Source organism: Wenyingzhuangia heitensis (assembly GCF_011762155.1).
Classification (GTDB): domain Bacteria; phylum Bacteroidota; class Bacteroidia; order Flavobacteriales; family Flavobacteriaceae; genus Wenyingzhuangia; species Wenyingzhuangia heitensis.
In genome coordinates this window covers 1-2,691 of record NZ_JAASQL010000021.1, presented here as the reverse complement: position 1 = coordinate 2,691, position 2,691 = coordinate 1, and the positions used below count along the sequence as shown (strand labels likewise).

The 2,691-nt window shown below is 30.1% G+C and carries 2 protein-coding genes; both read left to right on the top strand.

Annotated elements, in window-relative coordinates:
• The first annotated feature begins 134 nt into the window (after nt 1-134).
• On the top strand, nt 135-725 hold the full coding sequence (locus tag FHR24_RS15520) for a GrpB family protein (protein WP_167191132.1): 591 nt from the start codon (nt 135-137) through the stop codon (nt 723-725).
• A gap of 767 nt (nt 726-1,492) precedes the next feature.
• The gene (locus FHR24_RS15515) at nt 1,493-2,335 is read left to right on the top strand and encodes a competence protein CoiA family protein (protein WP_167191131.1); all 843 of its coding nucleotides are present in this window, start codon (nt 1,493-1,495) and stop codon (nt 2,333-2,335) included.
• Nucleotides 2,336-2,691 lie beyond the last annotated feature (356 nt).

Below are 2,691 nucleotides of genomic sequence, written 5' to 3'. Positions count from 1 at the left end.
AAAAAAGAAACAAAACCAAACAAAAAGCTCTGGCTAAGTGCTTGTCCGAAAATCTGTCGATTTTCAAACCCGCACTAACCATAGCAAAATACGTTAGGCACAAGCTAAAAAAACCGTAAACTTCAAATTAAGTAATGATAAGAGAAAAGATAATTGTTCAAAATTACAATCCTGAATGGGAGCAAATGTTTAAATCTTTGGAGAAGGCTCTAACAAAAAATCTACAAGACGAAATTATAAGAATCGAACACGTTGGTAGCACTTCTGTAAAAGGAATGAAAGCTAAACCAATTATAGATTTAGACATAATAATTAAGGATAATGAAAAGACTCTTAAAAGTGTAATTGAAAAATTAGAAACACTTGGTTATATCCATTTAGGAGAAATGGGAATAGCAGGAAGAGAAGCATTCAAAAGAACAGACTTAAAGACACCTATTACAAACCCTGAAAGAAAATGGTTTGAACATAATCTCTACTTATGTAAAGAGGAAAGTATCGGATTAAAGAATCATCTCGCTTTAAAAAAACATCTCTTAGAAAATCCTTTGAAAGTAATTGAATATAGTAATCTAAAAGAAAAACTAGCAGAAAAATTTTCTGATGATATAGATAGGTATGTAGATGGTAAAACAGATTTTATTCTAAGTATATTAAAAGAAGAAGGAATTAAAAACTCTGAAAGTAAATTAATTGAAACTCAAAACAAAATTCAAAATAACTAACTTATAAAAGCCAGTGCCTAACACCGTATATAATTTATTGCTAGTTCTTGCCTGCTTACGAAAACCCTCGCGGATTTTCTATTCGGTTTTTATTTGCTAAATTTAGTGCTTAAACACGCAACAAATCATATACAAACACGTTAGCTTTAACAGGCAGTAAAATTCGGTCGAATTTTTAACAGCTTACGAAACCATAAATATTCTTAGGAAATTGAAAGTACGTCACTCCTACTTTTTTACAAAACTTTTTGCTTGCTGAAAGTTCTATAATCTTAAAACAAAATAGTTTTTTACTTGCTGAGAAATTTAAACTTACTGAAAGATTTCTTCTTTTAAAATCGTAGTTACGCTGAATTTTAAAGTAGCAACGCTGAAACTACTCTTGCGTTTAATGAAACAGTAGCCACGCAAAAAGTTGTTCCTTGAAAACCTTTTAAAAAATGAAAAATTATACGCTACCGAAATTACTATTGTGTTTATGAAAGTAGTAGCTATCTTAAAATTATTGTTTCAAAATAGTTTTTTACAAGCTGAAAATGAAAGTCATTCTTGAATTCAGTAATTACGCTAAGTTTCAATAAAAGTTCAAAATAAACTGAAACTTAAAAGCTGCTAAAAGCTAACACCGCATAAAAACAATTTGTGTTTGGTTTCTTTCCCAATGTTCTGTACTTTTAAACAAAAGTTAAATCAGTACGCTCGAAAAGGCCTTGCCTATTTTCTCACAAACTGATTTTTATACAAATACGTTACTTGCAAGCGAAAAAATGAGTTACGAAGAAAAAAATGAAAATATTAATTCTAAAATATCAGCTCTAAGAGTTTCTGATAATAAAAGAGTTTGGGCTGAAGACGTAACAAAAAATGATGGCCCTTTTTATTGTGATGAAACACTCGAAGAATTAATTGTTAGAAAATGTTTTGAGAAGGTTGATCATTTTGCATACAAATCAAGAAGAAGTCCTATTTCTACAAAAGAAAGTAAATTACATAAAAAATGTAAAAAAGAAATAGTTGAAATTCTACAAAGAACTTTTCCAGACGGAAAATGGGAAGAAGAAAGAAAAACATTCCTAGAAGATAAAGAGAAAGGTTATAAAAGAGTTGTTCCTGATTTAAGTGGAAAGATTGACAATAAAGGAGTAATAATTGAAATACAAAAAAGCACCTTATCAGTAAATAAAATATTACACCGTACTGAGCAATATAATAAACGAGGAGCATACATAATTTGGATAATTCCACTAACTACTGAATTGGGAGATAAGAATTTTAGACCAAGATTATTTGAAAGATTCTTACATACTATGTACTATGGGAGAGTATATTATTGGTATGAAAATAATGGGACTAAATTAATTCCAGTACATTTTGAAAAAGCTGAAAGATGGATAGAAGAAAGTGTATGGTATAATGAATATGCAGAAGAACAAGTAACAGGCGGATATTTCAAACCTTTTTTAAAAGTAAAAAAACCTCTTTATGGAGAACCTGTCGATTTAACAAAAAGATTTAAATTTGAAGATCGAGAAGAATTTGAATTAGAAAACGAAAAATTATCAGCTCCAAAAAGTAAAATTTATATGGATAGAAACAAAAAATGGTGGTAAAAGCCAGCAAGTAACACCTGCTCATAGTTAATGCGGGTTTAGTTCTTTCCCTAAGTTTTGTCTATATTTACTAAGTCCGCCAAATCTTGTTGATTTGGCTCTGTGAAATTAAAAAGAAACAAATCCAAACAAAAAGCTCTGGCTAAGTGCTTGTCCGAAAATCTGTCGATTTTCAAACCCGCACTAACCATAGCAAAATACGTTAGCCAGCATAGGTCAGAACCGCTAAAACTGGAAAACACCACTTCCCTACTTCATCATTTTTTTATGAAATTTTTAATCGCTGAAAGATTTTACAAACGCTTTGAAAGAGTCGTTTAAAAGAATTTTTCGGTTAGCTCCGCTGTTTTTTTTAT

Bases quoted from the DNA above. Each gene is read 5' to 3' on its own strand.
- FHR24_RS15520 (WP_167191132.1), top strand. From the start codon at position 135: ATGATAAGAGAAAAGATAATTGTTCAAAATTACAATCCTGAATGGGAG.
- FHR24_RS15515 (WP_167191131.1), top strand. From the start codon at position 1,493: ATGAGTTACGAAGAAAAAAATGAAAATATTAATTCTAAAATATCAGCT.